The following is a 24121-nucleotide window of genomic DNA, read 5'->3' on the forward strand; positions in this document are numbered from 1 at the left end:
CCCTTCAAGGGGCGCCCACCGCTCGTCGTAAAGGCAAGGAAGCAATGACAAAGCTCGTGTCGTTCCCCGTCGGCGAGTCGGGTGAGGACCTCAACTGGTTCGCCACTTCCGCCCTCTTCGACGATGTGGCCGCTTTCGTTCTCCGCCATGTGGCAGACGATCAGGCAAAGCGAGACGTCACGGCAGGTGCCCTATCGGGCTACCTTTTCCTCGGAGACCTTCCCGAGCCTGATCAGACGAATATTCTGACCGCATTGCGCGACGCTTTTCCCGACCATGTCGATTCCGAGATCTATCCGCCTCAGGTGACTGCTGGGATGGACGACCCGGAGATCTTTGTCGCGCGTGCCAAGTCGCTTGCGCAGATGGCAGGCAGAAGTATCACCCTGCGTCAGGCTTCCGGAGCCGGACCGGACAGGAAGGGCTGACCGGCCGAGCCTGATCTGCTGGTGGTGGGCGGGATTCTGGCGCCTTGCGCCGCCGCTCCCGCGAAGGTGAACGGCCGGGACACCTGAGGGCGGGCGGCCGACGGCAGCGAGGGCAGGTGCTCGATCCCGCTGACCTGCCCAAGGCGGCCTCGGCCGACCGTCCACCTTGTCCGGCGCATCTGACGGCCGTTCCGACGGAAACCGGAGACGGGGCGTTCTCCCGCAACGGAGAACGCCCCGTCGGCCTTCAGGCGCGCAGTTGATCGCAGGCCGGGTCAGTGGTGCAACGCACCCGACCGCTCGGGCAGGTGGGAGGCGACCACGCGCTCCCGTCCGGCGGCGGGGACCCGGCGGCGGTCCACCGTGTAGGCCGCGCCGGCCACCGCGAGGCCGAGTACCGCCAGGCCCGCACCGGCGAGCGCCGGGGACGTCGCGCCGAAGCCGGCCGCGAGGGCCAGGCCGCCGATCCAGGCGCCGCCGGCGTTGGCCAGGTTGAAGGCGGCCTGGTTGGCGGAGGAGGCCAGGGAGGGGGCCGCGGAGGCCTTCTCCATGACCATCAGCTGGAGCGGAGAGCCCGTCGCGAACGCCGCCATGCCGAGGAGGACGACCGCGAGGGCCGCGCTCCACTCCGTGCGCATGAGGACGGGGAACAGCAGCAGGACCGCGGCCAGGGACCCGAGTCCGCTGAACAGCGTGCCGCGCAGGGAGTGGTCGGCGAGACGGCCGCCGAGCAGGTTGCCGGCGGTGGCGCCGACGCCGAACAGCGCGAGCAGCAGTGTCACGTTGGACTCGGCGAACCCGGCGGACCGGGTCAGCATGGGCGTGATGTAGCTGTACGCCGAGAACAGGGCGCCGAAGCCGGCCACCGTCGTGCCGAGGGCCAGCCACACTGGCAGCGAGCGCAGGGCGGCCAGTTCGCCGCGCAGGCCGGCCGCGGAGGCGTGCGCGTGGTCGTGCGGGATCAGGGCGGCCAGCGCGGCTATCGCCACCAGGCCGATCGCGCTGACGCCGAGGAACGTCGCCCTCCAGCCCAGGTGCTGGCCCATGAGCGTGGCGGCGGGCACGCCCGCGACGTTCGCGACGGTCAGGCCGAGGAACATCAGGGACACGGAGCGGGCCTTGCGCTCCGGCGCCACCATGGTCGTCGCGACCACCGCGCCCACGCCGAAGAACGCGCCGTGCGGCAGACCGCTCAGGAACCGGGCGGCGAGCAGCGACCCGTTGCCGGGGGCGAACGCCGAGAGGGCGTTGCCGACGACGAACAGGCCCATCAGGCCGATCAGGACGGTGCGGCGGGACATCCGCGCGGTGACCGCGGCCAGGAGCGGGGCGCCGATGACGACGCCCAGCGCGTACGCCGAGACCAGGTGCCCGGCGCTGGGGATCGAGATGTGCAGGTCTTCCGCGACGTCGGGCAGCAGGCCCATCATCACGAACTCGGTCGTACCGATGCCGAAGGCGCCCACGGCAAGGGCGAGCAGGGCCAGGGGCATGAGGGGACCTCTCAGAGCGTTTCGTGCAGTTCCGTACAGTTGCGCGACTTCTCAGTCGTATCACTATGTTCAAGTACGGAACAAACGCGCTCCGGGCCGCTATTCCAGCGGGGTCAGGACCCGGTTGCCGATGTGGTGACCTTCACACGCGCCGCCACCGGCAGATGGTCGCTTCCCGTTCGCGGCAGGGTCCAGGAGCTCTCCGGCTCGATGCCCTTGACCATGATCTGGTCGATCCGGGCCATCGGGAACGACGCCGGCCAGCTGAAGCCGAAGCCGCTGCCCGCGGCGCCCTGCGTCGAACGCATCTGGGAGGTCACGCCGTTGAGGGCGCGGTCGTTCATCGTGCCGTTCAGGTCGCCGAGCAGTACGACCCGCCCGACCGTCTCGTCGGCGATCGCCTCACCGAGCGCGTCGGCGCTCGTGTCGCGCTGCCGGGCGGTGAACCCGGCCTCCATCTTCACCCGCACCGAGGGCAGATGGGCGACGTACACCGCGACGGGACCCTCCGGGGTCGCCACCGTGGCCCGCATGGCCCGCGTCCAGCCCAGCTTGATGTCGACGGCCCGGGCGTCGCTCAGCGGGTACTTGCTCCACAGCCCGACCGTGCCCTGCACCGAGTGGTACTTGTACGTCGACGCCAGCGCCTTCTCGTACACCGGCACGGCGGACGCCTTCAGCTCCTCCAGCGCCAGCACGTCCGCACCGGACGCGGCCACGTCCCGGGCCGTACCGGAGGGGTCCGGGTTGTCGGCGTTGACGTTGTGCGTGGCCACCACCAGGTCGCCGCCGGTGCCGGACTTGTCCGTGAGCAGTCCCCCGAAGAGGTTCAGCCACACGATCCCCGGCAGCAGCGTCGCGATCAGCGCCGTCGCCGACTTCCGCACCAGTCCCAGGACCAGCAGTACCGGGATGGCCAGCCCCAGCCAGGGCAGGAAGGTCTCCGTGAGGCTGCCGAGGTTGCCGACCCGGTTGGGGATGCGCGAGTGCAGCAGCATCACGAGGGCGAGCAGCAGCGCGAGCACGGCGAGGACGACACCCCGGCGCCAGATGCGCGGGTCCCCGCGCCAGCCGCCGAGGAACCGGTTTGCCAGGCGCCGAAGCCGAGATCCCTGGCGCTCGGGCCCCGAGCCGCCGTTGTCCGTCTCCGTCATGTACGCCTGCTGCGCCATACCGTCTGCCTCACTGCCTGCCGTGCACACCCTGTTCCCCGTGTCCCTTCCGACCCTAGGGGATGATCGACCTCGTTCCCGCCGTCCCATGACGGCCGTACGGGCACGAGGACGAACAAGTCGGTTCAGGAAGTTCCGGTTACCGGAGTGACCAACGCCGTCTGTGACGAAACGCGCACATTCCGGCCGTCGGGATCCGGGGAACTGACGGGCCGTAGGCCGGCCAGGACGGTGTCCACGATCTCCTCCGCGAGTCCTTCGTGGAGGTCGGCGTCGGACCGCATGACGGTGCGGGCGAGCATGGGGCCGACCAGCAGATCGTTCGCCAGTTCCAGGTCGACGTCCGCGCGGAGTTCGCCGTTCAGCCGGCCCCGGCGCAGGACCTGCAGTCCGAGTTCGCGCCGGGGAGCTATCACGTTGGCGTGGTAGGCGGCCCAGATCCTGGGGCTGCTCTTCATCTGGGCGTGCACGCTGTGCAGGATCGCCGAGGAACGGCTGACCAGACCGCGTCGGCGCAGCGCCTCCAGTAGTACGACCAGGTCGTCCCGCATCGAGGTGCCGGGGAGTTCCGGGTCGTCGGGTTCGGCGGCGCGCATGACGTCGACGAACAGTTCCTCCTTGCCGCTCCAGCGGCGGTAGATGGTCGCCTTGCCGACGCCGGCGGTGCGGGCGATGCGCTCGATGGACAGTTCGGCCAGCGAGACACCCTCCTCGAGGAGCTTCATCACACCCTCGAGGATGGCTTGTTCCACCGCCTCGCTGCGGGGGCGGCCCCGGCTGGGGGCGTCCGGCCGGGACCGGCTGTCGCTGTCGGCGGACCGGCTGTCGGCAAGGCTCACGTCTTTCCGTCCTTTCGCCTGCTGCGCCGATTGTCGCGCAGCTACCTCCTCCCCCGTCCTTCGACTCTCCTCCGTCGACTCCCCCGTCGGCTATTCTCCCGCCGCCACCAACTGCGTCTCCTCCTTGCCCTGCTGACGCTCCGGCGGCTTGCCCGGCAGGAAGAGCGCCGTGACGACGGCGCCGACGAGCGCGACGCCGGTGCCGCACAGCGCGGTGACGTGCATGGCGTGCAGGAACGCGTCGTTGGCGGGGTCGACCAGGGCCTTGCCCTGGGGGCCGAGTTTCGCGGCGACGCCGAGCGTGGCCTCGATGGACTCGCCCGCGGTGTCCCTGAGGCCGACCGGCAGCGGTCCGAGCTTGTCCTCGATGCCGTTCCGGTAGGCGGTGGACAGGACCGAGCCGAGTACGGCGATGCCGAGGGCGCCGCCGACCTGGCGGAAGGTGTTGCTCAGGGCGGAGGCCGAGCCGGCCTTCTCGCGGGGGAGGGCCTGCATGATGACCACGGAGGTCGGGGTCATGATGTGCGCCATGCCGGCGCCCATGAGGAAGAAGACGACCTCCAGCAGCCAGATCGGCGTGTCCGCCTGGAAGGTGGCGAACGCGGTGAGCGTCGCGGCGATCAGCACCAGGCCCGCCGTGGTGGTGGCCTTGTTGCCGAACCGGTCGACCACCAGCCGGGCGCGCGGCGCGAAGATCATCTGGGCGGCGGCCAGCGGCAGCATCAGCAGACCGGACTGCAGCGGTGAGTAGCCGCGCACGCTCTGGGTGTAGAAGACCGAGAAGAACGTCACACCCATCAGCGCGAAGAAGACCAGCGCGATGGCGCTCATGGCGGCCGAGAACACCTTGTTCTTGAAGTAGGTGACGTCCAGGGACGGGTGGTCGCTGCGCTTCTCGAAGAGCACGAAGGCGGCGAGGACGGCGAGACCGGACAGGATGGTCGCCAGCACCTTGGCATCCGTGAAGTCGGCCAGTTCGCCGCCCTTGATGATGCCGTAGACGAGCAGGACCAGGCCGACGACGGACAGGACGACGCCGACGGGGTCGATGCGGCCCGGGCTCGGGTCGCGGGAGTCGGGCACCAGCCACACCATCAGCCCGAGGGCGAGGATCACGATGGGCACGTTGATGAGGAAGACCGAGCCCCACCAGAAGTGGTCGAGCAGCACGCCGCCGGTGATCGGGCCGATGGCGATGGCCAGGCCGACTCCGCCCGCCCAGATGCCGATGGCCTTGGGCTGCTCCTCGCGTTCGAAGACGTTCATCAGGACGGCGAGGGTGGCGGGCATGACGAAGGCGGCGCCCAGGGCCATCAGGGCGCGGTAGGCGATGAGCTGGCCGGGCGAGCCGGACTCGGCGGCCAGGGCCGAGCCGATGCCGAACACGACGAGGCCGCCCAGCAGGACCTTCTTGCGGCCGATCCGGTCGCCGACGAGGCCGGCGGTGAACAGCAGTCCGGCGAAGACGAGGGTGTAGGCGTTGATCGCCCACTCGAGCTCGCTCTGGGTGGCGCCCAGACCGGTCGGCGCCGGGGTCGAGATCGTCTTGATGGCGACGTTCAGGATCGAGTTGTCCAGCACCACGATGAGCAGGCTCAGCATCAGCACGCCGAGGATCGCCCAGCGGCGCCGGTGGACCTCTTCCGGTATCCGGCGGGCAGGGACGGCAGGAGTAGTCATGGGGACGAGCCTAGGGTAATTCCAATACGGCACCGTCTCGTATCTGTATTCCTTTACGAAGGCCTTACGCGAGCGGAACGCGAGGCGTGCGCGAGGGATCACGCCGGGCCCCCTTGGCCGTCACTGGCACGAGGTGCCACCATGGAGACGGTCCGGGGACGCCGTCAGGGCGCCTCGAGATGACGTTAGGAGCCGTTGCAATGACGCAGCTTTCGGCTGCCCAGACGAAGCCCTCCGACGGCAGCAAGGCGCTGTACGGGGGCAAGGGCACGCGCCGCATCACCGTCCGCGACATCGCCCTCGCCAAGGAACGCGGCGAGAAGTGGCCCATGCTCACCGCCTACGACGCGATGACCGCGTCCGTGTTCGACGAGGCGGGCATCCCCGTCATGCTGGTCGGCGACTCCGCCGGCAACTGCCACCTCGGGTACGAGTCGACCGTGCCCGTCACCCTCGACGAGATGACCATGCTGTCGGCGGCCGTCGTACGGGGCACCAACCGCGCCCTGATCGTCGGCGACCTGCCCTTCGGCTCCTACCAGGAGGGCCCGGTGCAGGCGCTGCGCTCGGCGACCCGGCTGGTGAAGGAGGCGGGTGTCGGCGCCGTGAAGCTGGAGGGCGGCGAGCGCTCGCACGAGCAGATCCGGCTGCTGGTGGAGTCCGGCATCCCGGTCATGGCCCACATCGGGCTCACCCCGCAGTCGGTCAACGCCATGGGCTACCGCGTGCAGGGGCGGGGCGAGGAGGCCGCGGCGCAGCTGCTGCGGGACGCCAAGGCCGTGCAGGACGCGGGTGCGTTCGCGGTGGTGCTGGAGCTGGTGCCGGCGGAGCTGGCGGCCGAGGTCACGCGGGTGCTGCAGATCCCGACCGTCGGCATCGGGGCCGGGCCGGAGACGGACGCTCAGGTGCTGGTGTGGACGGACATGCTCGGGCTGACCTCGGGTCGCGTGCCGAAGTTCGTCAAGAAGTACGCCGATCTGCGTGAGGTCATGGGCAACGCGGCCAAGGCCTTCGCCGAGGACGTCGTCGGCGGGACGTTCCCGCTGGAGGAGCACTCCGTCCACTAGGACCATCGCCGCACCACAGGCAGCCCGCCGATCGTCCCCCGTCGGCGGGCTGCCGCGTTCCGCCCGCGGCGCGTCGGCGTGACGGGCCGCCGCTGGGCCGATCCGCCTGGGGTGCGGCCCCCGGACCGGCGACCGACGATGAAGTCATGGCGAACGCGAAAGCACCGCCACCGCGTCCGGACGCCGCCGACCGGGGCCCGCGGGGGTGGGCCCTGCCTGCCGTGCTCGGGTTCGTACTGTTCGTGGGCCTCTTCCTCCTGGTCTTCGTCCATGCCGTCGCCTGGTGGTTCGGCACCCACACGTGGCAGTGGCCCGGCACCGGCGGTTGACCGCACCCGCAGGTCGGGGCCGTCCGGGTCAACCGGGTGACCGGCCGGTTTCACGCAGGCGCCGACGGCGTTCCGCGTAGGCCAGGTCGTCGCGCCACAGACGGCCCACGGCGGCGCGCACGAGGGGCCTCAGCAGAGGGGCGGCCGCGCGGGCGAGGACGAAGCCCGGCCGGTCGGACGTGGCCAGTACGGCCTCGACGACCAGCGTGCGGGGTCTGCCGCGGTCGTCGGGATCCAGAGGCGTGGCGTGGGTCTCGACGACGGATGTCTCCCCTTCGCCGTCCGTGATCCGCATGGCCACGGTGCGGGGTTCGGGCGCGGTGAACTCGGCGCGGACGGGTACGACGAGGCGACGAGTGAGGCGGAAGGAGACGTCCACGACGAAGCGGTCGGCGTCCTGCGGGCCGGCCGGGGCTTCGACGACGGTGAGGTCGACGAAGGTGTGCGGGTGGTACCAGGCTCCGTGCCACGGGTCGAGACGGTTGGCGATCACGTCTTCCGGTTCGCAGACCCCCACACCGTGCCACACGGTCTGGAGAGCGGTCGCCGGCTCAGGCCTCACGGGGACCACGGGAGCACGCGTCGGTTGTTCCCCTCCGACGGCGTCGAGGCGCACCCACACCAGCACGCCGTCGTCGTGCACCGGGAGAGGCTCCCAGCCGGCGGACCGGGAACCGTCCAGGGCGAGGCCGTGCCAGTGGCAGACCAGGGTGCCGCAGTGCACCGGGCTGTCGCCCAGCGGTGCGCCGAGGTGCGGGCAGACGCCGGGCCCGCCCACCAGGCGCCCGCTGCCGTCCCGCCACACCACCACCTCCAGGCCGGCGACGTTCCGCGACAGCGGCCGGGTGGCCCGCAGGTCTGTGACGGCGCCCACGACGAACCAGTTGCCGGACGGCCGGGCCGTGGCCCGTTCGACTGCGGAGGCGATGACGGCGGGCCGTGCTTCCCGCCAGGTCGGCCGCTGGCGCGCCCATGGGGGCGAGCCGCGTCGCAGTCGCAGCGGAACACGTCCTCGGGCCGGCGTGTGTCCGGAGCTCATCCGGTCTCCATCGCGTCACCCCACGGCGGCACGGAACTCGTCGCCGAGACCGCCGGGGCAGCAGAGGCGGGCGAGTCGGAGGTGACCGGAGCGAGCCCGCTGCCGTGCCGGTCCCTCAGGCGGGCGGCCGCGACCCGGACGAGCCCGTCGGCGGCGATGACCGCCCGCCGGCGGCGGGGCACGACGGCACGCCGGTGCAGCACGGCGTATCCGTCGCGGGCGACGGCGTCCAGGATGCCCTGGTACAGGATGTAGGCGGTGCGGATGCACGGGCGCGCCAGCGGGTCCAGCATCGCCAGGCCGGGCGCGGCCTGACGGTAGACGCCCCGGGTGAGGTCCTCGGCGGCCCGGAGCGCGGCGGTGATGCGGGAGTCCCGCCGTCCGGTGGACCTGCTCCACTGCAGGAGGGGCCGGTCCACGCCGTGGGCGGTGAGCAGGTCGGCCGGCAGGTACACACGGCCGCGGTCCAGGTCTTCGCCCACGTCGCGGAGGAAGTTGGTCAGCTGGAAGGCCCGGCCGAGCGCGGCGGCGTGCGGGGCGGCTTCTTCGAGGGGGCTCACGGTGCCGAGTACCGGCAGCATCTGCAGGCCGATGACCGCGGCCGAGCCGTGCATGTAGGCGCAGAGATCGTCGTGGGTGGCGTATTCGGTGACCGTCAGATCGCTGCGCATGGAGGCCATGAAGTCGGTGAAGTGTTCGGTGGGGATGGCGTAGCGGGCGGCGGTGTCGGCCACGGCCAGCACCACGGGCTCGTCGGTGCCGGCCACGCCCCGGTGACCGGTCAGTGCCCGGCGCAGTCGCGCGTCGAGCCGGGCGAGGGTCGCGGCGCGGTCGTCGCGGTCGGCGGCGCGGGGGCCGTCGACGATGTCGTCGGCCCAGCGGGCGAAGCCGTACAGCGCGTGCACGGCGGGTCGGCGGTCGGCGGACAGCAGGCGGGTGGCCAGGAAGTAGGTCCGGCCGTGGCGGGCGTTGAGGCGGCGGCAGCGGGCGTAGGCGGCGCGCAGTACCGGGTCGGTGATGCCGGCGGCGTTCAGTTCCCGCGCGGTCATGGGCGCACGCTCCTCGCTGCCGTAGGCGGTACGGAGGTGTGCGGACGGTGGCGGGGTGCGCCGGTGATGCGGGCGGCGGCCAGTCTGCCGGAGATCAGGACGGTCGGCACTCCGACGCCGGGGGTGGTGCCGCAGCCCGCCAGGACCGCGTTGTCCGTCCCGCGCACGAGGTTGCGGGGGCGGAACGGGCCGGTCTGGGCGAAGGTGTGGGCCACCGAGAACGGGGTGCCCGCGGCATGGCCCTGGGCGGCCCAGTGGGCGGGGGTCACCAGGCACTCCTCGTCGATGTGCCGGGTGATGCCCTGCAGGCCGCGTGCCTCCAGGACGGCCAGGAGGCTGTCGCGGTAGCGGGGCGCGAGGTCGTGCCACGCCGCGGCGGACGGTCCCACGTCGGTGTTGGGGCAGGGTGCCAGAACGTAGTGCAGGTGCCTGCCCTCGGGGGCGAGGGCGGGGTCGCCGGCCGTGGGGCGGGTGATGAGCAGGGACGGGTCGGTCATCAGGCTCCCGGTCCGGGTCAGTTCGTCGAACGTCTCGTGCCACGCGGTCCCGAAGGACAGGGTGTGATGGGCCAGGTGCGGCCAGGTGACGTCCGTGCCGACGTGCAGGACGACGGCCGACGGCGCGTGCCGCAGCGGTACCGGGCGGCGGGGCCGGCGGCCCAGCAGCCGGTGGGCGGTCGGCAGGTCGGGGGTGAGGACGACCGCGTCGCAGGGGATCCGCTCATCGGCGGTGACGACGGCCGTGACCCTGCTCCCTGATCGCTCCAGGCTCGTGACCTCACGCCCGAGGAGCAGGTCCGCGCCGGCGTCGACCGCGGCGGTGGCCATGGCACGGGGCAGGGCGTGCATGCCGCCGCGCGGGAAGTACACGCCCGCCACGGTGTCCATGTACGCGATGACGGCGTAGGCGGCCAGTGCCCGGGCCGGTGCGACACCGGCGTACAGGGACTGGAAGGTGAACACCCGCCGCAGTCGCTCGTCGGCCAGGAAACGTCCGATCGCTGCGTCGAGGCGGCCGAAGCCGCCGAGTGCGGCCAGTCGGGCCAGGTCGGGGGTGAGCAGCCCCAGCGGGGAATCGAAGTTGGCGTCGATGAACCGGCGCATCTGCACGCTGTAGAGCCGTGTCAGCCAGGCGCGCAGCCGCCGGTACCCGGCCGCTTCACGTGGTCCCGCGAACCGTTCGACCTCGGTCTCCATCGCGGTGGCGTCGATGTGCACGTCCAGTCTGCTGCCGTCGGCGAAGCACGCCCGGTAGGCCGGGTCCAGGGACAGCAGTTCGATGTGGTCGCCGAGCCGGGCACCGACGGCCGCGAACGCCTCTTCGGCCAGGTGGGGCATGGTCAGGACGGTGGGGCCGGTGTCGATGCGGTAGCCGCCGCGCTCCAGTCGGCCGGCTCGGCCGCCGGGCAGCCGCTCGCGTTCCACGATGGTCACCCGGCGGCCGGCTCCCAGCAGGTGCAGTGCGGCCGACAGGCCGGACAGGCCCGCGCCGATGACCACGACGTGGTCGCTGCGGCCGGCCACCGTCCTCATCGGGACCACCCCTGTGCCGGGCCGGGCGGTGCGGCGTCCGGTTCCGCCGCGGTCCCGTCCGCGGTCCGGGCCTCTGAAGGGGACGCGGCCGCGTCAGGGTCGGTCACGACGCCCGCGGCGGCGCACAACAGGTCCCGCAGCCGCTCGCGGCCGGGGTGCCGCAGGTCGGCATCGGCCAGATGGCGCAGGCTGCGGGCGACCAGTTGCTCGATGCGGTGCTCCACGGCGGCCCGGGCCCCGGTGCGGACCAGTGTCCGCCGCACTTCCGCCATCTGCGCCTGAGTCAGCCGGCCCGCACCCACGCACCGGTCCAGTACGGTCAGCGCCTCCGTGTCGCCGTCCGCCACGGCCCGGTGCCTGGCCACGGCCACGAGATAGGTCGGCTTGCCCTGCCGGATGTCGTCGCCCGAGGGTTTGCCGGTGACGTGCGGCTCGGCGAAGACACCGAGAAGGTCGTCGCGCAGTTGGAAGGCGATGCCCGAGCATCGTCCCGCCGCGCACAGCGCCGCGGTGGTGCGCGGATCGGCCTGCGCCAGCGCGGCGCCCAGGGCGACCGGTCGCTCGACCGAGTACAGGGCGCTCTTGAGGTAGGCGACGCGCACGGCGGCGGCCGGGGAACGGGCGCCGGTGGCCTGGCCGTGCAGGTCCAGGTACTGCCCGGCCACCATCTCCGTGCGCAGGGCGCGCCAGAGGGCGGCGACGGAGTCCGCGGCGGCCAGGTCCGCCACGGTGGCGGCCATGACGTCGTCCGCCCAGGCCAGCGCGAGGTCACCGACCAGGATGGCCGCGGCCCTGCCGAAGCCGCGGCCGGTGTCGCCGCGCCGTGGCGGGTACCGCCGTGCGATGTCGGCGTGCACCGACGGCCGTCCACGGCGCCGGTCGGAGTCGTCCATCACGTCGTCGTGCACCAGGGCGCAGGTCTGGATCAGTTCGAGCGCGGCCGCGATGCGCAGGGCCGCCTCTGCCTGTGCCGGTTCGCCTCCACCACCGCAGGAACGCAGCGCCCACCACAGAAACCGTGGTCGGATGCGTTTGCCTCCCGCCAAGGTGAAGGCGGCCAGTCGTGCCGCCAGGTCCCGGCCGAACACGGGGTCGAGGGACGACGCCTGTGCGACGCGTTCGTCCAGGATCTGCCGCAGGCTCCGTTCGACGGCGGCCGGTACGTCGGCGTCCACGGCCTCCACGTGCGGGACGGTCCCTGGCGCCGCCCCTTCCGGCCCCGGCGCGGGACCGGTGCCGTGGGCTCGGACGGGCTGCTGCACCGGCCGTGGACCGGGAGGGTGCTTGTCACGCGTACCCTGCTGGGCGCTGCTGGGGCGCATCCCGGTTCCTCTCGTCGGTGCGGGCACGGGGCTGTACCCATGCGTTCGCCTGGAGGCGGCGTACCGGATGCAGCCGAAGAAGCTCCGCGCAGCCGGCCCGCCGGTCGCAGCGGCGGCAACAACACCCATTCCACTCAGGAGCGCCGGTGACCGGGGCCTTCGCCTGATGGGACGCGTCGGCCACCCGGTAGGGGCACGTCCAGCGCGGCTGCATCCGCGCACGGCGGCGGTACGGAATGCTTCTGCACAGCGCGCCCGGCAGCGCCGGGCCACCAGGAGCAGCACTCGCGGTGTCGTGGAGGGTTACCGTGGCCGAGACGGACATCGCGATCGTGGGTGCGGGGGCCGCGGGGCTCTCGCTCGCCCACCGGGTGTCGCTCGGCGCACCGAAGGGGCCCGCGCCCTCCGTCGTACTGATCACGGCCCCCGCCGGTCCGCTGCGGCCGCCCCGACGCACGTGGTGCTACTGGGAGACGGGCCCCGGCCGCTACGACGCCGTGGTGACGGACTCCTGGGAGCGGCTGCGGATGAGGGACCGGCACGGAGCGACGGCCGAACGACGCATCTCACCCATGCGCTACATGATGATCCGGTCCGACGACTTCCAGACGCTGGTCGACCGCGACCTGAAGGCCTGTGCGGGGGTGCGCCGTGTCGAGGCCACCGTCGACGACATCAGCGGCCTGCCCGACGGCACCGCCAGGATCCGGGCCGTCGACGCCGACGGCGCACGGGTGACGGTGGATGCCCGCTGGGTCTTCGACTCACGTCCCCCGCGGCGTGCGCCCACCGCCCGCACCCATCTGCTGCAGCACTTCAGGGGCTGGTACCTGCGCACGGAGGAACCCGCGTTCGACCCCGGAGTCGTCGACCTGATGGACTTCCGCACCCCTCAGCCCGCTCCCGGACTGTCCTTCGGGTACGTCCTGCCCACAGGCCGGCACACCGCCCTGGTGGAGTACACGGAGTTCGGTCCCGAGCCGCTGAGCTCGGACGCCTACGACGCCGCACTGGACCATTACGCACACGGCGTCCTCGGGCTCGGCGCCGTACGGGTGCTCTGGTCGGAGACCGGGGCGATCCCCATGACGGACGCCTCGTTCACCAGGGAGAGCCCCGCTTCGGTGTTCCGGATCGGCACCGCGGGCGGGGCGACGCGTCCCGCCACGGGATACACCTTCGCGGCGATCCAGCGTCAGGTGGACGCGGTCGCGCGAGCGTTGCGTACCGGTCGGCGTCCGGTGCCGCCGCCCGCCTATCCGGCCCGGGCGCGCGGGATGGACGCCATCCTGCTCCGGGCGCTGGCGACGGGACGGGTCGACGGCCCCGACTTCTTCTACCGTCTGTTCACCCGTGTCCCCCCGCAGCGCCTGCTGCGTTTCCTCGACGGGCGGACCCGCCTGTACGAGGACTTCGCCATCGGCCTGCGCACTCCCGTCCCGTCGATGCTGCGTACGGCGGCCGAGCTGCCCCTGGTCCCCCGCCGTCCCCCCGCAGGAGCGAGCTGATGACCTTGCTGCGCGGCCCGGAACTGGCCGCCGCCTTCGACCGGGGCGCCCACGCCTACGACCGCCTGGTCGCGCTGAACCCCGGATACCACGGACAGTTGCGCCGCTCCGCCCGGCGACTGGGTCTCGCGGGCGGCGGCGCCGGCCGGCGGGTGCTCGATCTCGGCTGCGGTACGGGCGCCTCCACAGCGGCCCTCCTGTCCGTGCTGCCGCGGGCGGAGGTCGTCGGGATCGACGCGTCGGCAGGCATGCTGGAAAGGGCGCGCGCCAAGCACTGGCCGCCCGCCGTCACCTTCGTACGCGCCGCGCTCGAGGACCTGTCCGCGGGGGTGGTGAAGGGACCGTTCGACGCCGTGTTCGCCGCCTACGTGTTCCGCAACGTCGCCGATCCGGACGCCGCCCTCGGCATGGTGCGCCACCTGCTGGCACCAGGCGGCCGGATCGCCGTGCACGACTACGCGCTCAGCGGGCGACGCGTGGATCGCATGGTCTGGGCGGCCGTGTACCACTCGGTCGTCCTTCCGCTCGGCGCCCTCACCGGGGACCGGGATCTCCACCGCCACCTGTGGCACAGCGTCGACGCCTTCGACACCGCGCCCGCGTTCGGCGACCGGCTCCGCCGGGCCGGGTTCGACCAGGTCCGCGTGGTGCGGTTGCCCGGCTGGCAGACCGGCATCACCCACACCTTCCTCGGCCGCCGCCCCGTACGGGAAACGGACGACCCGTCATGACCCCGCAGGGTGACCGGTATGCCCGGCGTCATGGGCGCGACCGGCGTGCCCGTGTCATCCAGCCACGCCCCGGTCGGCGCCGGATCGACGGGGATCCGCCCTCGACCGCGGTCATCGGCGGCGGCATCGCCGGGGTGGCCGCGGCCGTCGCGCTCGCCGAGCGGGGGGTCCGCGTCACGCTGTACGAGCGCGAACCCCGTCTGGGCGGCCGCCTGGCCGGGTGGCCCGTCACCCTCGCCAACGGCCGGCCCGCCACCATGAGCCGCGGCTTCCACGCCTTCTTCCGCCAGTACTACAACCTGCGCGGGCTGCTGCGCAGGACCGACCCCTGGCTGGAGGGGCTGACCGCGCTGCCGGACTACCCCCTGCAGCACAGCAGCGGCCTGCGCGACAGCTTCCGCCACGTACCGCGCACACCGCCCTGGAGCGCCCTTGCCTTCGCCGCCCTGAGCCCGACCTTCCGCGTCAGGGATCTGCTGTCCATGAACGGGCCGACGGCGCTGCCCCTGCTCGACGTACGCACGCACAGCGTCCACGAACAGCTGGACCACGTCAGCGCCCACGACTTCCTGGCAGCGATCCGCTTTCCTCCCGCGGCCCGCTCGCTGGCCTTCGAGGTGTTCTCCCGCAGCTTCTTCGCCGACCCCCGCCAACTGTCGGCGGCCGAGATGGCGTTGATGTTCCACATCTACTTCCTCGGCTCCGGCGAGGGGCTCCTGTTCGACGTGCCCCGCGCGCCGTATCCGGAGGCCCTGTGGGACCCTCTGACGGCTTATCTCACCCGCCACCGCACCGAAGTGCGGACATCGGCCCCCGTGCACGGCGTTCATCCTGATCCCTCGGGTGGTTTCCGGGTCGTGGCGGACGGTCCCGCGCAGCGGTACGACACCGTCGTTCTGGCCCTGGACACCGGTGGACTGCGGGCGGTCGTGGAGGCCTCGCCCCGCCTCGGCGACGCGGCCTGGCGCGCCCGGATCGCCCGGCTGCGAACCGCTCCCCCGTTCCTAGTGTCCCGCCTGTGGCTGGACCGCCCCGTCGACCCCTGCCGTCCGGGCTTCCTCGGTACCAGCGGCTATCCCTCCCTGGACAACATCAGCGTGGTCTCCCACTGGGAAGGGGAGGCGGCACGCTGGGCCGCGCGCACCGGGGGCTCGGTCGTCGAACTCCACGCCTACGCCCTGCCACCGCACGCCGCCCGTGACGTCGAAGAAGAGCGCCTGGTGAGGCAACTGCACCAGGTGTTCCCGGAGACCGGCGCCGCGCGGACCGTGTCCGCTTGCCATGAGTGGCGAGCGGACTGCCCCTTGTTCGCCGTGGGCGGGTACGCAGACCGGCCCACGGTCCGCACCCCGGACCCCGATGTCGTCGTAGCGGGCGATCTGGTCCGCACCGGCCTGCCCGTGGCCCTCATGGAGCGCGCCGCCACATCGGGGTTCCTTGCGGCGAACGCCCTGCTCGAGAAGTGGAGCGTGCACGGGCAGACCCTGTGGACCGTGCCCGATCACGGGCGTTCCGCGCTGTTGCGCGCACTCGCCCGACGCTTCGGGCGGGCGCCGGGGGCACCGGCCGGAGAGACGTGACGCAGCCCGGCGAGTCGTCCGAATGAGCCGATCGTTGGTCGGGGCGCGAGGGCGTGTCGGTGGCGTGCAGGCGGGTGTAGGTGAGCTGTCGGTGGTTTGTCGGTCGGGTCTGGCACCGTCTTCGGCATGACGCGAATCGATGACAACCCGGGCGGCGCGAGCCACGCGGTGAAGGTGCGGGGACTGGTCAAGCACTACGGCGAGACCAAGGCGCTGGACGGCGTGGACCTGGATGTGCGGGAGGGCACCGTGATGGGGGTGCTCGGACCGAACGGCGCCGGGAAGACCACCCTCGTACGGATCCTGTCCACCCTGCTGGCCCCCGACGCCGGCCAGGCGACCGTCGTCGGCTACGACGCCGTACGGCAGCCCCGGCAGCTGCGCCGGGTGATAGGGCTCACCGGCCAGTACGCGTCGGTCGACGAGAAGCTCCCCGGCTGGGAGAACCTCTACATGATCGGGCGGCTCCTCGACCTGTCCCGCAAGGAGGCCCGCGCCCGCGCCGACGAGCTGCTGGAGCGGTTCTCGCTCACGGACGCCGCCAAGCGCCCGGCGAGCACCTACTCCGGCGGTATGCGACGGCGGCTCGACCTCGCCGCCTCCATGATCGGCCGGCCCCAGGTGCTGTTCCTCGACGAGCCGACGACGGGACTCGACCCCCGTACCCGCAACGAGGTGTGGGGCGAGGTCAAGGCCATGGTCGGGGAAGGGGTCACCGTCCTGCTGACCACCCAGTACATGGAGGAGGCCGAGCATCTGGCCTCGGAGCTGACGGTCGTGGACCGCGGCAAGGTCATCGCCAAGGGCGGCATCGAGGAGCTGAAGGCCAAGGTCGGCGGGCGCACCCTGCGGGTGCGGCCGGCCGATCCGCTGGAGCTGCGCCCGCTCGCCCGCATGCTCGACGAGCTCGGCATCACCGGGCTCGCGGGCACCACCGTGGACACCGACAGCGGCGCCCTGCTGGTGCCGATCCTCAGCGACGAACAGCTCACCGCGGTGGTCGGCGCGGTCACCGCGCGCGGCATCACGATCACCTCCATCACCACCGAACTGCCCAGCCTGGACGAGGTGTTCCTGTCCCTCACCGGCCACCGCGCCAGTGCCCCGCAGGACACCACGCCCGCCGACACCCGCCAGGAGGTCGCCGTATGAGCGCCGCCACCGCCACCGCCACCGACGCCGACGCGCGCATCCCGCTGCGCGGCCACCTGCGCCACACCGGCGCCCTGATCCGCCGCAACCTGCTGTGGATCAAGCAGGACCCCGAGTCGATGATGGACGCGGTGCTGATGCCGGTCATCTTCACCCTGCTCTTCGTGTACGTCTTCGGCGGCTCCATCGGGCAGGCGCTGGGCGGCGGTCAGGACGGGTACGTGCAGTACGTCATCCCGGGCATGATCGCGATGATGAGCATGACGCTGTCCCAGGGCGTCGGCACCGGCTTCAGCCAGGACTTCAACTCCGGGGTCATGGACCGCTTCCGCTCGCTGCCCATCGGACGCGGCTCGGTGCTCTTCGCGAAGATCTCGGTGGAGCTGGCGCGGATGCTGTTCGCGACCGTCGTGCTGATGATCGTCGCCGTGCTGGTCGGCTTCGACATCCACCACTGGGGCGGGCTGTTCGCGGCTGTCGGTCTGTCCACGGTGTTCGCCTCGTCGATCATGTGGGTGTTCCTCACCCTGGGCGTGATCCTGAAGAACGCGCAGTCGGTGCAGGCGATGGGCTTCCTGGTGCTGTTCCCGCTGCAGTTCGGCTCGTCGATCTTCGCGCCGACGAAGGACATGCCGGGCTGGCTGCAGGCCTTCACCGACTACAACCCCCTGTCCACGCTCGCGGACGCGTCGCGCGGACTGATGGTCGGCGGCCCGGTCGCGCACGACCTGTGGGTGACGGTTGGCTGGTCGGTGGCGATCACCGCGGTGATGGCACCGGTCGCGATCCACAAGTTCCGGACCAAGAACTGACGTCCGTGCCGGTCGTCCGGGTGGGTGCGTCAGAGCAGGGCGGTGGCCTCCGCGGGAGAGAGGCCACCGCCCTCGGCGTACGCGGAGTCGTAGGCCTCCTCGTCGAGCACGGCCCGGACGGCCGCCTCGGTACGCCCACGGACCTCCCGCTCGATGGTCGACGCGACATGACCGGACGGCAGCATCGCGTCGGCGGCAGCCAGGCAACGGGCGGCGTCGCGGGCGCGGGAGCCGCCGTCGACCGCTGCGAGTGCCGTCGCGGCGATGGTCAGATACGCGGGCTGCAGATGCGGGGCGATGGTCCGGGACAGCGGGTCCGCGGCCTGGTCCAGCGCCCGCCGGATCTTGTCCAGGGCTGCGTCGGCGCGGCCGTCGAGGGCGTCCACCCAGGCCTCCTGGCCGAGGATGAGGGCGTCGAAGACGGGGAAGTGCGCGATCCCGAAATCCTGGCGGATCAGGCGGAGTTGCTCGCGGGCCTCCGGGACGCGGTCGGTGAGCGAGAGCCGGCCGGCGAGGACGAGGCGGGCCATGGGCATCGCCTCGTTGGTGCTGCCGTCCTGGCGGGCGACTACCTCGCGCAGCATGCGCTCGCCGCGCTCCGGCTCGCCCGCCTCCAGGAGGACGGCGGCCAGCCGGACGCCGAGCACCGCCGTCTGGGCGCGGGCGCCCAGGCGTTCGGCGTGCTCGATGGCCGCCCGGAAGTCGGCGGCGGCCGACTCGTACCCGCCCTTGCGCTCGTGGGACTCGCCGCGCGCGGAGAGCGCCTCGGCGGCGCCCCAGGCGTCGCCGAGGCGATGGAAGATCTCCAGTGCCTCGTCGGCGTCGCGCGCGGCGTCGCTCGCCCACTCGGTGCGGTTGGCAAGGATGTTGGCGCGCATCTGGAGGGTGGAGGCCAGTTCCCACTCGAAGCCCGGTGTCTCCCGGGAGGTCCGCACGCAGGCGTCGATGATGGTGCGCATCTTGTCGACGCCACCGGTCAGCAGCACGGCGAAGAACCACAGCATGCCGGGGGGACGGCAGGTCTGCGGCATGCCGGGCTCGTACACCTGGGTGATGACGCGCAGCTTCGCCTGCGCCGCGGGGGTCTGCCAGGCGTCCAGCTCGGTGTCCATGCAGGCGAGATGGGCCAGGTGCAGACCGCGCCGGGCCTCGTCGAGCACGTCGCCGGTGTACGGGGGCGGTACGTCCGTGCAGCGCTGCCACACCGGTGCGGCGCGGCGGACGGGCTCGGCGAACGGGTCGGGGCCGAGTGCCATGACGTCGCTGCACAGATGGCGGGCCTCGATGCGCAGGTCGCGCATCTGCCAGTACCAGACCAGGGAGAGGACCAGGCAGAGCGCCTCCTGCTCGTCCTGCCCGGCCACCGCACGGCGCAGGGCGGTGCGCAGGTTCTCGTACTCGAGCTGGATCCGCGCGACGGCGCCGGCCTGACCGGGTCCGCGCAGCAACGGGTCGGTGGTGCGGGCGAGTTCACGGAAGTACGTCAGGTGGGCGCGCTCGGTTCGTTCCCGGCGGCCGGACTCGTCGAGCCGTTCGCCCGCGTACTCGGCGACGGTCTCCAGCAGCCGGTAGCGCATCGCGCCGTCGGGGGCGGGTGCGGCGACGACGAGGGACTTGTCGACCAGGGAGCCCAGCGCGTCGAAGGCGTCCGGTCCGCACACCGCCTCTGCGGCGGCGAGGTCGCAGCCGCCCGCGAAGACCGACAGGCCGCGCAGCACCTCCCGTTCCCCTTCGTCGAGCAGGTCCCAGGACCAGTCGACGACGGCCCGCAGGGTCTGCTGGCGCGGCAGCACGGTACGGCTGCCGGAGGTGAGCAGGCGGAAGCGGTCGTCGAGCCGGTCGACTATCTGGCGGGGCGTGAGCATCCGCAGCCGGGCGGCGGCGAGTTCGATGGCCAGGGGGAGGCCGTCGAGGCGCCGGCAGATCTCGGCGCACGCCTCCGGGTCGTCCTCGACGCGGAAGCCGGGCCGGGCGGCCGCCCCCCGTTCGGCGAGGAGCCGCAGCGCGGTCGGCTCGGGCAGCGGCTCCACGGGGCGCAGCAACTCACCGGGGACGCCCAGGGGTTCCCGGCTGGTGGCGAGCACGGTCACCTCCGGGCAGCGGGCCAGCAGCCGCTCGGCGAGGCGGGCCGCGGCGTCCACCACGTGCTCGCAGTTGTCCAGGACGAGCAGCATCCGGCGCCGGCCGCAGTGTTCGACGAGCCGCTCCACGGGGTCGTCGTGCCGGTCGGCGACGGCCCGCAGCCCCTCGGCGCCGGCGCCGTGCAGCACGGTCTCGCGGGCGCCGATCGCGGTGAGCACCGCCTCCGGGACGGCCTCGGGATCGTCGACGGGCGCCAGTTCGGCCAGCCACGCCCCGTCGCGGGCGACGTCCCGGGCGGCCTCGGCGGCCTCCTGCGACAGCCGGGTCTTCCCGGCGCCGCCGGGTCCGAGCAGCGTGACCAGCCGGGCCGCCGTAAGATCCGCCCGGATGGCCTCGATGTCGGTCTCCCGGCCCACGAAGGAGGTGAGACGGGCGGGCAGGTTGCCCGGTGGCGGGGACGTCCCGGGCGCGCACACCGCCGCCGAGGACGTCTCGGGGCTCAGTAACTCAGCGTGCAGCACCCGCAGTTCGGGGCCCGGATCGGAGCCGAGCCGCTCGGCGAGGAGCTGTCGTACGTCCTCGTAGGCGGCCAGTGCCTCCGCCGTGCGGCCCGTGTCCCGCAGGGCGCGCAGCCGCAGGGCCTGCAGGGCCTCGTCCAGGGGGTGGCTGTCGCACAGTGCGGTCAGCTCGGGCAGTGCCCCGTCGGCGTGGCCGAGAGCGAGGGCAGCGGTGTGCCGGGCGCGCAGGGCGTCCAGGCGTCGGTTGGCGCAGCGGGCGGCCTCGGCGGTGCGGTCGGGCAGGTCCGCGAGGGCGGGACCGTGCCACAGTGCGAGGGCGTCGTCGAGGACCGCGGCCGCCTTGGCCGGGTCGCCGTCTGCCAGAGCGCGCAGTCCCTCGCCGGTCAGGCGCTCGAAGCGGTGCAGGTCGATGTCGTCCGGCGCGGCGGTGAGCCGGTACCCGCCGTCCGCGGAGGCGACGGCGTCCGCCCCGAGCGCCCGCCTGAGCCGCCCGACCAGCGCCTGCAGCGCCGCGGTCGCGTCGGCCGGGGGCTCGCCGTCCCAGACCTCGTCCACCAGCACGCTCACCGGCACGGTCCGCCCGGCCCGCAGCGCGAGCACGGTCAGCAGCGCACGCAGCCGCGCCCCGCCCACGGGAACGGACGTACCGTCGGGGCGGAGTGCCTGGGTGGTGCCGAGAACGCGATACCGCACGGGCCCTATTCTCCCCGCCGCACTCACCGCCGGTCACGCGGTTCACGCGGTTCGGGCTGCGCGGGGTCGGGGACGTCCAGGGTGACGAGGGCGCCGGACGTGCGGCGGGCGCGGCGCAGGCCTGCCTTCGTGACCGTCTCCTGGTGCTCGAACCATTTGGGGCACTTCTCGACGGGCTCGAGTGTCCACGTGCCGGGCACCGGTGAGAGGCCGCCGTCTCCGGGGGCGGGTTCCGCGTACTCCTCGCGGACCAGGTCGATGGAGCGGACCCGGCCGGTGGTCTTCCGCCGGGGGCCGCCGTGGTTCTCCACCCACGCCTGGGCGCCGTAGCGGGCCTCTTCCCGGACCTGCGGCTCGTCGTAGGGGACCAGTCGCCAGCCGATCTCGTCGCCCACGGCGAACGGGCGGCCGCAGCATTCCATCTGCCAGTCCTCGTAGAACACCCTCATCAGCGCCATGCCCCCACCCTTCAGGAACCGCGCGGACACCGCGAGACGTTTTCCTGCGTGTCCCCAGCCAGGTACGGTCGGCTTCCCGACCGCCCCCCGTCCCACGGGAGCCTCTTACATGACCACCGCCACCACCCGCGCCGACGACCGCCGGATCAGCCCGGTCTTCCTCGGGATACTGGCCGTCACCGCTGTCACGGGATGGGCCACCTGGACGGGGTTCGCCGAACAGCCGGGCGTCGCCGTGTTCCTGTTCGTGACGGGCGCCTGGATCGTCTCCCTGTGCCTGCACGAGTACGCGCACGCGCGCACGGCCCTGCACAGCGGTGACATCTCGGTCGGCGCGAAGGGCTACCTGACGCTGAACCCGCTGCGGTACACGCACGCCCTGCTCAGCATCGTGCTGCCGGTGGTGTTCGTGATGATGGGCGGGATCGGCCTGCCGGGCGGCGCGGTGTTCATCGAGCGCGGCCGGATCCGGGGCCGCTGGCGGCACAGCCTGGTCTCGGCGGCCGGCCCGCTGACGAACGTGCTGTTCGCGGCGGTGTGCACGGCGCCGTTCTGGCTGCACGCGCTGGACGGGGTGCCCCTCGAGTTCCGTTTGGCCCTCGCCTTCCTGGCGCTGCTCCAGGTGTCGGCCGCGCTCCTGAACTTCCTGCCGGTCCCGGGTCTCGACGGCTACGGCGTGATCGAGCCCTGGCTGTCGGACGGCGTCAAGCGGCAGGTGGAGCCGTTCGCCCCGTTCGGGCTGCTGTTCGTGTTCGCGCTGCTGTGGCTGCCGTCGGTGAACCAGGTGTTCTTCGACGTGGTCGACGCGGTCCTGCGGGCGCTCGGGGTGAGTGACTACGAGGCCTCGCTCGGCTGGAGCCTCTACCGCTTCTGGGAGTAGCCGGCCCGGTCCCGCCGCAGGTAGTACCAGGTCATGTTGGAGGACAGACCGGCCAGCAGCACCCAGACGACCCCCACCGGCCAGCTTCCCTGGACGAAGGAGACGACGGCCGCGGCCACGGCGAGGACGCAGACGACGAGGGTGTAGAGGGCGAGGCGGGGCATTTCTGGCGGCTCCTGTCGGGGGACACTGCTTCGGCGACCAGTGTCCCCCATGCGGTCAGACGTCCGTGATGCGGAGCCCCGCGTGCGCCTTGTACCGGCGGTTGACGGAGATCAGATTGGCGACCAGGGACTCCACCTGGTGGGCGTTGCGCAGCCGCCCGGCGAAGATGCCGCGCATGCCGGGGATGCGTCCGGCCAGCGCCTGGACGATCTCCACGTCGGCGCGCTCCTCGCCGAGCACCATGACGTCGGTGTCGATCTCGGCGATCTCCGGGTCCTGCAGGAGGACCGCCGACAGATGGTGGAAAGCGGCGGCCACCCGGGAGTCCGGCAGCAGCGCGGCGGCCTGCTCGGCGGCGCTGCCCTCCTCCGGCTTCAGCGCGTAGGCGCCCTTCTTGTCGAAGCCGAGCGGGTTGACGCAGTCCACGACCAGCTTCCCGGCCAGTTCCGCGCGCAGGGACTCCAGGGTCTTGCCGTGGCCGTCCCAGGGCACGGCGACGATCACGATGTCGCTGCGCCGGGCGGTCTCGGCGTTGTCGGCGCCCTCGACGCCGTGCCCGAGCTCCTCGGCGGCGGCCTGGGCGCGCTCGGCGGCCCGGGAGCCGATGATCACCTTCTGTCCGGCCCTGGCGAGCCGGTAGGCGAGGCCCTTGCCCTGCGGCCCGGTGCCGCCGAGCACGCCGACGACCAGCCCGGAGACGTCGGGCAGGTCCCACGGGTCCTTGGCGGGGGCCTTCTGCGGTGCGCTGTCGCTGGAGGTGTCACTAGAGGTCATGCGCCGACTCTACGTCCGCCCCCACGGTCCCCACGGTTGGGGTGAGCCGGGTCACGGGCCCCACCGCGACTCCCCCGGGCCGGAGGGTTCCGCGGTGATCGGGCAGTGTCCCCGAGTCGGGCGAATTCAGGGTGAATTCCGCGTCACGAGTGACCGGTTGCGGCACCATGCGGTCGTATGGACGCCGTACGGGTCGCATTGCTGCGCGAAGTGCTCGCCGGGACCGAGTGGCTGGAGGCCACCCGGCGGTTCGCGGGCACGCTGCGCGGGTCCGTGGTGACGCACGGCGGAGGGCTGCTGCTGGTGGGCACCCCTCAGTACGAGCCCTGGCATCTGGCCGCCCACTTGGTGGACGAGGCCGCCTGGTCGGGCACGCCCGAGCTGGCCCCGACCCTGGTACGGCACGACGCGCGCCCCTCGGACCCGGCGCACCTGGCCGTCGGGCCCGGGCGGATCGAGGCGGCGCGGCGGGGCGAGACGCTGCTCGTCGTGGCTCCGGAGGAGCCCGCGCCGCTGCTCCAGCGGGTGCACGACGCCCGCCGGTCCGGGGTGACCGTGCTGGCCCTGGGTGCCGGCGGGGGCGAGCTGGAGTCGATGGCCCACGAGACACTGGTGGTGCCGGAGGGGGCGGAGCTGGACCTGGACAGAGTGCAGCACCTGGTGAGCGCGGCGGCGGGCGAGAACGCGGGCTGTCCGAGGGTCCGGCGGGGGTTCCGGGACCGGCTGTCCCGGCTGGCGGAGATGCTGACGGCGCCGCCCCCTGCCCCTTGGTGAGGGGCAGGCAGCACACAGGGGAGAAAACCAGTTGCCCTGTCCCT

22 protein-coding genes are annotated in these 24121 nt (G+C 72.6%); 10 read left to right on the top strand and 12 right to left on the bottom strand.

Annotated features, from left to right (window positions below; translation table 11 throughout):
- The first annotated feature begins 44 nt into the window (after nt 1-44).
- Entirely contained in the window at nt 45-428 is a 384-nt protein-coding gene (locus ACFYZQ_RS02170) for a hypothetical protein (RefSeq protein ID WP_389140664.1), read from the top strand.
- Between the two features lie 275 nt (nt 429-703).
- On the opposite strand, the gene ACFYZQ_RS02175 is transcribed toward ACFYZQ_RS02170, so the two are convergent.
- The 4 genes from ACFYZQ_RS02175 to ACFYZQ_RS02190 all read right to left on the bottom strand — a co-directional run bounded on the left by ACFYZQ_RS02175 (nt 704) and on the right by ACFYZQ_RS02190 (nt 5612).
- A complete protein-coding gene (locus ACFYZQ_RS02175; protein ID WP_389140666.1) occupies nt 704-1921 on the bottom strand; it encodes an MFS transporter in 1218 nt (405 codons plus the stop codon).
- Nucleotides 1922-2034: 113 nt separating this feature from the next.
- Entirely contained in the window at nt 2035-3093 is a 1059-nt protein-coding gene (locus tag ACFYZQ_RS02180; protein ID WP_389140668.1) for an endonuclease/exonuclease/phosphatase family protein, read from the bottom strand.
- Between the two features lie 125 nt (nt 3094-3218).
- Nucleotides 3219-3932, bottom strand: a complete 714-nt coding sequence (locus ACFYZQ_RS02185; protein ID WP_389140670.1) for a TetR/AcrR family transcriptional regulator — start codon at nt 3930-3932, stop codon at nt 3219-3221.
- 90 nt (nt 3933-4022) lie between these two features.
- Entirely contained in the window at nt 4023-5612 is a 1590-nt protein-coding gene (locus ACFYZQ_RS02190; protein ID WP_389140672.1) for an MFS transporter, read from the bottom strand.
- 200 nt (nt 5613-5812) lie between these two features.
- Here ACFYZQ_RS02190 and panB point away from each other — a divergent pair, with 200 nt between their 5' ends.
- Together panB and ACFYZQ_RS02200 are read left to right on the top strand one after the other, a co-directional pair.
- The gene (gene panB, locus ACFYZQ_RS02195; RefSeq protein ID WP_389140674.1) at nt 5813-6679 is read left to right on the top strand and encodes a 3-methyl-2-oxobutanoate hydroxymethyltransferase; all 867 of its coding nucleotides are present in this window, start codon (nt 5813-5815) and stop codon (nt 6677-6679) included.
- Nucleotides 6680-6825: 146 nt separating this feature from the next.
- Nucleotides 6826-7008, top strand: a complete 183-nt coding sequence (locus ACFYZQ_RS02200; protein ID WP_389140676.1) for a hypothetical protein — start codon at nt 6826-6828, stop codon at nt 7006-7008.
- A gap of 28 nt (nt 7009-7036) precedes the next feature.
- On the opposite strand, the gene ACFYZQ_RS02205 is transcribed toward ACFYZQ_RS02200, so the two are convergent.
- Genes ACFYZQ_RS02205 through ACFYZQ_RS02220 form a run of 4 tightly spaced genes read right to left on the bottom strand, consistent with a single transcriptional unit; the run spans nt 7037 to nt 11812 of the window.
- On the bottom strand, nt 7037-8047 hold the full coding sequence (locus tag ACFYZQ_RS02205) for a DUF5914 domain-containing protein (protein ID WP_389140678.1): 1011 nt from the start codon (nt 8045-8047) through the stop codon (nt 7037-7039).
- The gene (locus ACFYZQ_RS02210; RefSeq protein ID WP_389140680.1) at nt 8044-9096 is read right to left on the bottom strand and encodes a phytoene/squalene synthase family protein; all 1053 of its coding nucleotides are present in this window, start codon (nt 9094-9096) and stop codon (nt 8044-8046) included. Before ACFYZQ_RS02210 ends, ACFYZQ_RS02205 begins: the two co-directional genes overlap by 4 nt.
- On the bottom strand, nt 9093-10628 hold the full coding sequence (gene crtI, locus ACFYZQ_RS02215; RefSeq protein ID WP_389140682.1) for a phytoene desaturase family protein: 1536 nt from the start codon (nt 10626-10628) through the stop codon (nt 9093-9095). Before crtI ends, ACFYZQ_RS02210 begins: the two co-directional genes overlap by 4 nt.
- Entirely contained in the window at nt 10625-11812 is a 1188-nt protein-coding gene (locus tag ACFYZQ_RS02220) for a polyprenyl synthetase family protein (protein WP_389140684.1), read from the bottom strand. Before ACFYZQ_RS02220 ends, crtI begins: the two co-directional genes overlap by 4 nt.
- Nucleotides 11813-12258: 446 nt before the next feature.
- Between ACFYZQ_RS02220 and ACFYZQ_RS02225 the strand changes: the two genes are divergently transcribed.
- The 5 genes from ACFYZQ_RS02225 (at nt 12259) to ACFYZQ_RS02245 (ending at nt 17733) form a co-directional block, all read left to right on the top strand.
- Nucleotides 12259-13458, top strand: coding sequence for a lycopene cyclase family protein (locus ACFYZQ_RS02225; protein ID WP_389140686.1), 1200 nt, complete (start codon nt 12259-12261; stop codon nt 13456-13458).
- Nucleotides 13458-14189, top strand: a complete 732-nt coding sequence (locus tag ACFYZQ_RS02230; RefSeq protein ID WP_389140688.1) for a methyltransferase domain-containing protein — start codon at nt 13458-13460, stop codon at nt 14187-14189. The genes ACFYZQ_RS02225 and ACFYZQ_RS02230 overlap by 1 nt, the downstream gene beginning before the upstream one ends.
- Nucleotides 14186-15769 (top strand): FAD-dependent oxidoreductase, encoded by a 1584-nt coding sequence (locus ACFYZQ_RS02235; protein WP_389140690.1) that lies wholly within the window; start codon nt 14186-14188, stop codon nt 15767-15769. The genes ACFYZQ_RS02230 and ACFYZQ_RS02235 overlap by 4 nt, the downstream gene beginning before the upstream one ends.
- A gap of 126 nt (nt 15770-15895) precedes the next feature.
- Nucleotides 15896-16921 carry an ATP-binding cassette domain-containing protein gene (locus tag ACFYZQ_RS02240; RefSeq protein ID WP_389140692.1) on the top strand — a complete coding sequence of 342 codons (1026 nt, stop codon included), beginning with the start codon at nt 15896-15898 and terminating at the stop codon, nt 16919-16921.
- Nucleotides 16918-17733 (top strand): ABC transporter permease, encoded by an 816-nt coding sequence (locus ACFYZQ_RS02245; protein ID WP_389140694.1) that lies wholly within the window; start codon nt 16918-16920, stop codon nt 17731-17733. The genes ACFYZQ_RS02240 and ACFYZQ_RS02245 overlap by 4 nt, the downstream gene beginning before the upstream one ends.
- A gap of 29 nt (nt 17734-17762) precedes the next feature.
- Here the strand turns inward: ACFYZQ_RS02245 and ACFYZQ_RS02250 are convergent, their stop codons facing one another.
- Both ACFYZQ_RS02250 and ACFYZQ_RS02255 read right to left on the bottom strand, forming a co-directional pair.
- Entirely contained in the window at nt 17763-21035 is a 3273-nt protein-coding gene (locus tag ACFYZQ_RS02250; protein WP_389141852.1) for a BTAD domain-containing putative transcriptional regulator, read from the bottom strand.
- 14 nt (nt 21036-21049) lie between these two features.
- Nucleotides 21050-21484, bottom strand: coding sequence for a DUF6578 domain-containing protein (locus tag ACFYZQ_RS02255; protein ID WP_389140696.1), 435 nt, complete (start codon nt 21482-21484; stop codon nt 21050-21052).
- 109 nt (nt 21485-21593) lie between these two features.
- Between ACFYZQ_RS02255 and ACFYZQ_RS02260 the strand changes: the two genes are divergently transcribed.
- Entirely contained in the window at nt 21594-22364 is a 771-nt protein-coding gene (locus ACFYZQ_RS02260) for a site-2 protease family protein (protein ID WP_389140698.1), read from the top strand.
- Here ACFYZQ_RS02260 and ACFYZQ_RS02265 read toward each other — a convergent pair.
- Both ACFYZQ_RS02265 and npdG read right to left on the bottom strand, forming a co-directional pair.
- Entirely contained in the window at nt 22346-22579 is a 234-nt protein-coding gene (locus ACFYZQ_RS02265; RefSeq protein ID WP_389140700.1) for a hypothetical protein, read from the bottom strand. The two genes, ACFYZQ_RS02260 and ACFYZQ_RS02265, sit on opposite strands and share 19 nt — an antisense overlap.
- A 4-nt stretch (nt 22580-22583) precedes the next feature.
- Entirely contained in the window at nt 22584-23303 is a 720-nt protein-coding gene (gene npdG, locus ACFYZQ_RS02270) for an NADPH-dependent F420 reductase (RefSeq protein ID WP_388788063.1), read from the bottom strand.
- A gap of 177 nt (nt 23304-23480) precedes the next feature.
- Here npdG and ACFYZQ_RS02275 point away from each other — a divergent pair, with 177 nt between their 5' ends.
- On the top strand, nt 23481-24077 hold the full coding sequence (locus ACFYZQ_RS02275) for a hypothetical protein (RefSeq protein WP_389140702.1): 597 nt from the start codon (nt 23481-23483) through the stop codon (nt 24075-24077).
- Nucleotides 24078-24121 lie beyond the last annotated feature (44 nt).

The organism is Streptomyces sp. NPDC001843 (assembly GCF_042891955.1).
Taxonomy (GTDB): Bacteria; Actinomycetota; Actinomycetes; order Streptomycetales; family Streptomycetaceae; genus Streptomyces.

What these genes read in the sequence shown, in the direction of transcription:
- ACFYZQ_RS02240 (WP_389140692.1), top strand. Translation starts at nt 15,896, where the DNA reads ATGACGCGAATCGATGACAACCCGGGCGGCGCGAGCCACGCGGTGAAG.
- ACFYZQ_RS02180 (WP_389140668.1), bottom strand. Translation starts at nt 3,093, where the DNA reads ATGGCGCAGCAGGCGTACATGACGGAGACGGACAACGGCGGCTCGGGG.
- ACFYZQ_RS02205 (WP_389140678.1), bottom strand. Translation starts at nt 8,047, where the DNA reads ATGAGCTCCGGACACACGCCGGCCCGAGGACGTGTTCCGCTGCGACTG.
- npdG (WP_388788063.1), bottom strand. Translation starts at nt 23,303, where the DNA reads ATGACCTCTAGTGACACCTCCAGCGACAGCGCACCGCAGAAGGCCCCC.
- ACFYZQ_RS02265 (WP_389140700.1), bottom strand. Translation starts at nt 22,579, where the DNA reads ATGGGGGACACTGGTCGCCGAAGCAGTGTCCCCCGACAGGAGCCGCCA.
- ACFYZQ_RS02210 (WP_389140680.1), bottom strand. Translation starts at nt 9,096, where the DNA reads ATGACCGCGCGGGAACTGAACGCCGCCGGCATCACCGACCCGGTACTG.
- ACFYZQ_RS02230 (WP_389140688.1), top strand. Translation starts at nt 13,458, where the DNA reads ATGACCTTGCTGCGCGGCCCGGAACTGGCCGCCGCCTTCGACCGGGGC.
- ACFYZQ_RS02245 (WP_389140694.1), top strand. Translation starts at nt 16,918, where the DNA reads ATGAGCGCCGCCACCGCCACCGCCACCGACGCCGACGCGCGCATCCCG.
- ACFYZQ_RS02200 (WP_389140676.1), top strand. Translation starts at nt 6,826, where the DNA reads ATGGCGAACGCGAAAGCACCGCCACCGCGTCCGGACGCCGCCGACCGG.
- ACFYZQ_RS02255 (WP_389140696.1), bottom strand. Translation starts at nt 21,484, where the DNA reads ATGGCGCTGATGAGGGTGTTCTACGAGGACTGGCAGATGGAATGCTGC.
- ACFYZQ_RS02190 (WP_389140672.1), bottom strand. Translation starts at nt 5,612, where the DNA reads ATGACTACTCCTGCCGTCCCTGCCCGCCGGATACCGGAAGAGGTCCAC.
- ACFYZQ_RS02275 (WP_389140702.1), top strand. Translation starts at nt 23,481, where the DNA reads ATGGACGCCGTACGGGTCGCATTGCTGCGCGAAGTGCTCGCCGGGACC.
- ACFYZQ_RS02260 (WP_389140698.1), top strand. Translation starts at nt 21,594, where the DNA reads ATGACCACCGCCACCACCCGCGCCGACGACCGCCGGATCAGCCCGGTC.
- ACFYZQ_RS02170 (WP_389140664.1), top strand. Translation starts at nt 45, where the DNA reads ATGACAAAGCTCGTGTCGTTCCCCGTCGGCGAGTCGGGTGAGGACCTC.
- ACFYZQ_RS02175 (WP_389140666.1), bottom strand. Translation starts at nt 1,921, where the DNA reads ATGCCCCTGGCCCTGCTCGCCCTTGCCGTGGGCGCCTTCGGCATCGGT.
- ACFYZQ_RS02235 (WP_389140690.1), top strand. Translation starts at nt 14,186, where the DNA reads ATGACCCCGCAGGGTGACCGGTATGCCCGGCGTCATGGGCGCGACCGG.
- panB (WP_389140674.1), top strand. Translation starts at nt 5,813, where the DNA reads ATGACGCAGCTTTCGGCTGCCCAGACGAAGCCCTCCGACGGCAGCAAG.
- crtI (WP_389140682.1), bottom strand. Translation starts at nt 10,628, where the DNA reads ATGAGGACGGTGGCCGGCCGCAGCGACCACGTCGTGGTCATCGGCGCG.